Annotated in this window: 6 protein-coding genes; 4 read left to right on the top strand and 2 right to left on the bottom strand. The window is 72.4% G+C overall.

Annotation, left to right across the window (positions count from 1 at the left end; translation table 11 throughout):
- Positions 1 to 111: 111 nt before the first annotated feature.
- On the bottom strand, positions 112 to 912 hold the full coding sequence (locus ABD211_RS33570; RefSeq protein WP_344140636.1) for a GNAT family N-acetyltransferase: 801 nt from the start codon (positions 910 to 912) through the stop codon (positions 112 to 114).
- Positions 913 to 1,004: 92 nt separating this feature from the next.
- On the opposite strand from ABD211_RS33570, the gene ABD211_RS33575 reads away from it, so the two are divergent.
- A complete protein-coding gene (locus ABD211_RS33575; protein WP_344140638.1) occupies positions 1,005 to 2,360 on the top strand; it encodes a GH1 family beta-glucosidase in 1,356 nt (451 codons plus the stop codon).
- 145 nt (positions 2,361 to 2,505) lie between these two features.
- On the opposite strand, the gene ABD211_RS33580 is transcribed toward ABD211_RS33575, so the two are convergent.
- Positions 2,506 to 3,978, bottom strand: a complete 1,473-nt coding sequence (locus ABD211_RS33580; protein WP_344140640.1) for a serine/threonine-protein kinase — start codon at positions 3,976 to 3,978, stop codon at positions 2,506 to 2,508.
- A gap of 249 nt (positions 3,979 to 4,227) precedes the next feature.
- On the opposite strand from ABD211_RS33580, the gene ABD211_RS33585 reads away from it, so the two are divergent.
- Genes ABD211_RS33585 through ABD211_RS33595 form a run of 3 tightly spaced genes read left to right on the top strand, consistent with a single transcriptional unit; the run spans position 4,228 to position 6,248 of the window.
- The gene (locus ABD211_RS33585; RefSeq protein ID WP_344140642.1) at positions 4,228 to 4,788 is read left to right on the top strand and encodes a carbohydrate ABC transporter permease; all 561 of its coding nucleotides are present in this window, start codon (positions 4,228 to 4,230) and stop codon (positions 4,786 to 4,788) included.
- Positions 4,788 to 5,642, top strand: coding sequence for a carbohydrate ABC transporter permease (locus tag ABD211_RS33590; RefSeq protein WP_344140644.1), 855 nt, complete (start codon positions 4,788 to 4,790; stop codon positions 5,640 to 5,642). The genes ABD211_RS33585 and ABD211_RS33590 overlap by 1 nt, the downstream gene beginning before the upstream one ends.
- A 51-nt stretch (positions 5,643 to 5,693) precedes the next feature.
- Positions 5,694 to 6,248, top strand: a complete 555-nt coding sequence (locus ABD211_RS33595) for a hypothetical protein (protein ID WP_344140645.1) — start codon at positions 5,694 to 5,696, stop codon at positions 6,246 to 6,248.
- Positions 6,249 to 6,415: the final 167 nt, after the last annotated feature.

Consider the following 6,415-nt stretch of genomic DNA (forward strand, 5'->3'; position numbering starts at 1 on the left):
CCGGCGCGCCGGGGGACGCCGGACCGTTCAGCGCGCCGGGGGACGCCGGACCGTTCAGCGCGCCGGGCGCGGCGGCACCGGGCAGTGCCACGACCGGGAGGGCCGCCGCGGTCATCGCCCGGCCGCCTGCCCGGCGTTGACGTCGCCGAGGAAGTGGCGCAGGTAGCGTGGGTCCATGCGGTCCAGGGAGAACAGCACGAAGAAGTCCGCCACGTCGAAGTCGGGGTCGTGCGCGGGCGGCCCGCAGACCCAGGCGCCCAGGCGCAGGTAGCCGCGCAGCAGCGCGGGGGTCAACGCGAGGGCCGCGGCGCGAGGCAGTGGGTCGTCATCACCCACCGGGTACGGGTTGCGCGGCTCGACGCGCAGTCGCGGCGGCGCCAGGTGCTTCTCGCGGATCATGCCCCACACGGCGGTGACCGCCGCGCCGCCGTCGGCCAGCCCGACCGAGGCGCAGCCGGTGAGCCAGCGCTTGTTCATGAGGTGCAGGTAGCGGGCGATGCCGGTCCACATGAGATTGATGACGGCACCGGAGCGGTGGTCGGGGTGCACGCACGAGCGGCCCGTCTCGACGACCGCGTCGCGCAGGGGCGCGAGCATGCGCAGGTCGAACTCGCCGTCGCTGTAGGTGCGGCCGAGGGCCGCGGCCTTCGCCGGCGGCAGCATGCGGTAGGTGCCCACCGTCTCGCCGGTGTGCTCCTCGCGGACGAGGAGGTGGTCGCAGTGGTCGTCGAACTCGTCGACGTCGAGGCCGGCCAGGGGGGATGTCAACCGGGCGCCGAGCTCCCCGGCGAAGACGCGGTAGCGCAGCCGTTGTGCGGCGCGTACCTCGTCGGCGTTGTTGGCGACCAGCAGGGTGTAACGGGGCGCGGCCGCCGTGGTCTCGCCGGTGGCGGCGAGGATTCGTACCGTCATGTTCGCAGGTGTACGCGCCGGGAATGCCGGCCGCGTGGCGCGATATAAATGTTCTTACCAATCGCGGGTGAACACCGGGTACCCTGCGATTCATGATCGAATTCCCGCCCGGCTTCGTCTGGGGCGTCGCCACGTCGGCCTACCAGATCGAGGGGGCCGTCGCCGAGGACGGGCGCGGCCCGTCGATCTGGGACACGTTCGCCGCCACGCCCGGCAAGGTCGCCGACGGCACGAGCGGCGCGGTCGCCTGCGACCACTACCACCGGTGGGCCGAGGACCTCGACCTGATCGCCGGCCTCGGCGCGGGGGCGTACCGGTTCTCGATCGCGTGGCCGCGGGTGCAGCCCGACGGGCGGGGCCCCGCCAATGCGGCAGGTCTGGACTTCTACAAGCGGCTGCTCGACGGGATGGCCGAGCGGGGCATCGACGCCTGGGCCACGCTCTACCACTGGGACCTGCCCCAGGCGCTGGAGGACGTCGGCGGCTGGCGGGCGCGCGACACCGCGGCGCGCTTCGCGGAGTACGCGGCGATCCTCGCCGACCACCTCGGCGACCGGGTCGGGCACTGGATCACCCTGAACGAGCCGTACTGCTCGTCGATCACCGGGTACGCGGAGGGGCGGCACGCGCCCGGCGCGCGCGAGGGCCATGGGGCGCTCGCCGCCGCCCACCACCTGCTGCTCGGCCACGGCCTGGCGGTGCGCGAGCTGCGGGCGCGGGTGGCCGCCCCGGTCGGGGTCACGCTGAACATGTCGCCGGCCGTGGCGGCCAGCGACAGCGCGACCGACCAGGCCGCCGCGCGGCGGCAGGATCTGCTGGTCAACCGGCTGTTCACCGAGCCGCTGCTCGGCGGGCGCTATCCGGCCGACGCGGCCGAGGTGTGGGGCGACCTGACCGACTTCTCGTTCCTCGCCGACGGCGACCTGGACACCGTCGCGGCCCCGCTCGATTTCCTCGGCGTCAACTACTACTACCGGGTGCATGTCCGGGACTCGCCGCTGCCGGCCGAAGGCCGCGCGGCGCGCAGCGCGTACCAGATAGGGGTTGAGGCTTTTGTGCCGGATGCGCCGCGCCGGACCGGGGTGGGCTGGCCGATCGAGCCGGAAGGCCTCTACGCCACGCTGATGGGGCTGAAGGAACGGTATCCGACGCTGCCGCCGGTCTACATCACCGAGAACGGGTGCGCCTACGCCGACGAGGTGGGGCCGGACGGGCGGGTCGACGACGCGCCGCGGATCGCGTTCACCTCCGACCACCTGGCCGCGTCCGCCCGGGCGATCGCCGACGGGGTGGACCTGCGGGGGTACTTCCACTGGTCGCTGCTGGACAACTTCGAGTGGGCCCGTGGCTACCCGCCCCGGTTCGGGCTCGTGCACGTGGACTACGACACCCAGGTGCGGACGCCCAAGGCGAGCTACGAGTGGCTGCGCGGGGTGATCGCCAGCTAGATACGCGCACGGCCCGGGGATTCGATCGGAACCCCGGGCCGTGGTCGTAGACGTCGGACGCGGATCACGCGACCGGTACGTTCAATGTGAATTTAGCTCGCCGGCGGGGCCGGGACGGGCCCGGGACGCGATCTCGTGGCGGGCGTCACGCGGCCGTCGGTGTGACGGGCGCTATGGCCAGCATCCGGTCGACGGTGGCGAGCAGCTTCGCCGCCAGCGTCTCGGTGATCGCCGTCGGCTCGTTGGCGCGCTGGTCCACCTTTGTCCGCAGCAGCTCCAGGCCGTGGCGCACGTCGGCCGAGGTGCCGGACCGCAGCGCGTTGTTGAGCACCTGCAGCAGGTCCTCGGCGACGTCGGGGCGGATCGCGCCGTTGGCCTTGCCGTCGTTGACCAGCTTGCGGAACTCGGCCGCGAGCGTCTGCAGGGTCGCGGCCGTCGGCGCCGCCGAGGTGGGCGCCGGGCCGGTGGTGCGCGGCGCCGTGGGCGCCCCGGTGGTCCTGCGCGGCTTCGGGGTGGGCGACGGCGTGGGCGAGGCGGCGGCCGACGTGGGGCCCGGGGTGGTCGGCAGGACGGCGCCCTGGTCGCGCGGGCCGCCGTCGCCCTCGCCCAGCACGGCGAAGATCGCCCCGATCGTGACGAGGCTCACTACGGCGGTGGCACCCAGGACAACCCGGCGGCCCCACGGGCTCGGCGGGGCGGCGTGCCCGGCGGTGGCCGGCGCCGGCATGGTGCGCGGCACGGTGCGGTGCAGGTCCGCGCGGGGCGCCACCGGGTGGCAGGGGGTGATCACGAAGGCGCGCAGGCGGTCGACGACCACCTCGGCCGACGGTCGGCGCTTGGGGTTGGGGTCCAGGCAGCTCTGGCACAGGCGGGCCACGTCGAGCGGCAGGCCGGGCACGTTGCGCGGGATGGGCGGCACGTCCGAGCGCTGGATAGCGGCCAGTTCATCCCAGTTGTCCGCCCGGAACGGCGGCTCGCCCATGAGCATCTCGTAGAGCAGGACGCCGAGGGCGTACACGTCGGTGGCGGCGTGCGCCGGGGCGCCGTCGAGCCGCTCGGGCGCCACGTACTCCGGGGTGCCGAACGTGGTGCCGTCCTCGTCCTCGTCCGGGGCGCCGACCGTGGTCGCGATGCCGAAGTCCAGCACCTTGACGCCCGCGTTGGTGAGCATGACGTTGCCCGGCGTGATGTCGCGGTGCACGATGTCCAGCTCGTGGGCCGCGGCGACCGCCTCGGCGACGGCCACGCAGATCTCCACCGCCGTGTTCCACGGCAGCGGCCCGCGGACCAGCCGGTTCTCCAGGGACTCGCCGTCGAGCAGCTCGTAGACGACGAAGCCGAGGACCGACCCGTCGCCGGCGACCGCCTCGCCGTAGTCGTGCACCGCCGTGACGTGCGGATGGTCCAGCTGGGCGGTGGCCCGGGCCTCGTCGCGCACCATCGTGCGCCGACGTCCGTCAGCGGCCATCTGGGGCGCCAGCACCTTGAGCGCCACGGTGCGCCGCAGGACCTCGTCGTATGCCCGCCAGATGACGGACATGCCGCCGGCGCCGAGCATGCCGAGCAGCCGGTACCTACCAGCTAGCAGGTGCCCGGGGAACAGCGGGAACTCGCTCATCGTGGCTCGCCCATGTCGTGCGGGTGGACCGGTCCGCAGGGTGGTCTGCGACGGCGTCTGGACAGGTTGCGTGGCTGAGCCTACCCGTGTCAACAGAACGTTTCAGCCGGCGATACCGAGGTGTTAAGGAAGGTCATCGGCCCGCACCGGCCGTCGATGTCCACCGCCGTAAAGCGGCGCAAACTTAGTCGCTCGACCCACCCAAGGTGCGGAACCGGCTGATTGACACAGCTGGCGTGGGCTGTGTTAATGAGGCAGCAAAACGTCGCCATCGCCGTCGTGTGGCAGGCGATGTTCAGCGGCGGGGGCGCCGTCAACCAGTTCCTGGCCCTCTTCGGCATCGAGGGCAGGCCCTGGGTGAACGACCCGGACACCGCCCTGCTGACCCTCATCGCGCTGGCCGTCTGGCAGCTGGGCGCCCCGATGGTCATCTTCCTGGCGGGCCTCAAGCAGATCCCCACGGACTACTTCGAGGCGGCCGCCCTCGACGGCGCGGGGCGGTGGCGCACGTTCCGCAACGTGACCCTGCCGACGCTGTCCCCGGTCATCTTCTTCAACCTGGTGCTGGAGACCATCGCCGGCTTCCAGGGCTTCACGGCGGCCTACATCGTCAGCAACGGCACCGGCGGGCCGACCGACTCGACGCTCGTCTACACCCTGTACCTCTACCTGAAGGGCTTCGGCGACCTGGAGATGGGCTACGCCTCGGCGATGGCGTGGGCGTTCCTGTTCGCCGTGGGCTCGCTCACCGCGCTGCTCTTCGTCGCCGGGCGGTTCTGGGTGCACTACGCCGACGACTGGGGGCTGTGATGACCGTGGTGGATATCCAGGCGTCGTCGGCTCGGCAGGTCGGCCGGACGGTGCTACTGATCGCCCTGGCCGTGGTGCTGATCTACCCGGTGGCCTGGCTCATCGGCAGCTCGGTGAAGTCGCCCAACGAGATCATCGGCAACCTGTCGGTGATCCCGGAGGACATCACCTGGTCCAACTACGTGCACGGGTGGACCGGGCTGCCGTCGGCGACGTTCGGCACCTTCTTCCTGAACAGCACGCTCATCGCGGTCGCGACCGTCGTGGCCAACACCGTCTCCTGCGCGCTCACCGCGTACGCGTTCGCGCGCCTGCGCTTCCCGCTGCGCGGGTGGTGGTTCAGCGTGATGATCTGCACCCTGCTGCTGCCGAGCCACGTGCTGATCGTGCCGCAGTACGCCCTGTTCCGGTGGCTGGGCTGGGTGAATACGCCGCTGCCGCTGATCGTCCCGAAGCTGCTGGCCACCGAGGCGTTCTTCGTGTTCCTCATGGTCCAGTTCATCCGGGGCATCCCGCGCGACCTCGACGAGGCCGCGAAGGTGGACGGGTGCAGCCCGTACACCGTGTTCCTGAATGTGATCATGCCGCTGAGCCGGCCGGCGCTGGTGACCACCGCGATCCTGTCGTTCATCTGGACCTGGAACGACTTCCTCACCCAGTTGATCTATCTGCCGGACGTGGACCGGCAGACGGCGCCCATCGGGCTCAGCGCGTTCGTGGTGTCCGGCGGGGAGACGGCACTCGGCCCGCTGTTCGCGATGTCGGTGCTGTCGCTGCTGCCCGTCCTGCTGTTCTTCGTGGGCTTCCAGCGGCTGCTCTCCTCGGCGATCCAGCCGGCCCGGCTGCGCCGCTGAGCCCCGGAACCGGCGCGGCGCGCCCTCGTTTAAGCGGATATGCACAGCTTATTGGGGTCTGTCGCGCTGGCGGTCACGCTCGCGGCGACGCTCGCACCGGTCCCTGATCCGGATCCCGCGCCCAGCGCGCCACCGCGGGTCGCGCCGCGCGATCAGCACCTGCTCGCGAACGGCCCGCAGTACGTCTACGACCGGGCGTACGCGCGCGCCGGGACGGCGATCGTCGCGTTCCGGGGCCCGACCGGGCGCGCCACGGTGGTCTTCGTGGTCCAGGGGATGCCCCATTCGGCGTGGGGCCGCACCTTCGGCGTCCACGTGCACCGCGACCGCTGCGGCCGCACCGCCGCCTCCGCCGGGCCGCACTTCAGCAACCCGCGCGCCCCGCGCGGAGCGCGGATCTCGGAGCGCGAGATCTGGCTCGACGTGCGGGTCCTGCCCGGCGGGTGGGGCATGTCCCGCACGACCACCACGTACGCGATGCCGGACGGCGCGAACGCGCACTCCGTCGTCCTGCACGCCCGGCCGACCAACCGGTCCACCGGCGACGCCGGCGCGCGCCTGTTCTGTACCAACGTGGACATGAGCGACCTGCCGAGCGTGGGCTGACGCGCACGCGTCAGCGGGTCACCGGTCGGCCGGGCTCAGCCGCGAGAGCGCGGCGGCGAGGTGGCCGACCTGCTCGGTGAGTTGCGCGGCGTGCGCCCGCGCGGACGTCGCCTCGGCCCGCGCCGCCTCCACCTCGCGCCGGACGGCGGCCAGCGCCGCCGCGATGT

The organism is Luedemannella flava (assembly GCF_039528515.1).
Taxonomy (GTDB): domain Bacteria; phylum Actinomycetota; class Actinomycetes; order Mycobacteriales; family Micromonosporaceae; genus Luedemannella; species Luedemannella flava.

Excerpts from the sequence above, each read along its gene's own strand:
- ABD211_RS33580 (WP_344140640.1), bottom strand. The coding sequence starts at position 3,978 with ATGAGCGAGTTCCCGCTGTTCCCCGGGCACCTGCTAGCTGGTAGGTAC.
- ABD211_RS33575 (WP_344140638.1), top strand. The coding sequence starts at position 1,005 with ATGATCGAATTCCCGCCCGGCTTCGTCTGGGGCGTCGCCACGTCGGCC.
- ABD211_RS33590 (WP_344140644.1), top strand. The coding sequence starts at position 4,788 with ATGACCGTGGTGGATATCCAGGCGTCGTCGGCTCGGCAGGTCGGCCGG.
- ABD211_RS33585 (WP_344140642.1), top strand. The coding sequence starts at position 4,228 with ATGAGGCAGCAAAACGTCGCCATCGCCGTCGTGTGGCAGGCGATGTTC.
- ABD211_RS33570 (WP_344140636.1), bottom strand. The coding sequence starts at position 912 with ATGACGGTACGAATCCTCGCCGCCACCGGCGAGACCACGGCGGCCGCG.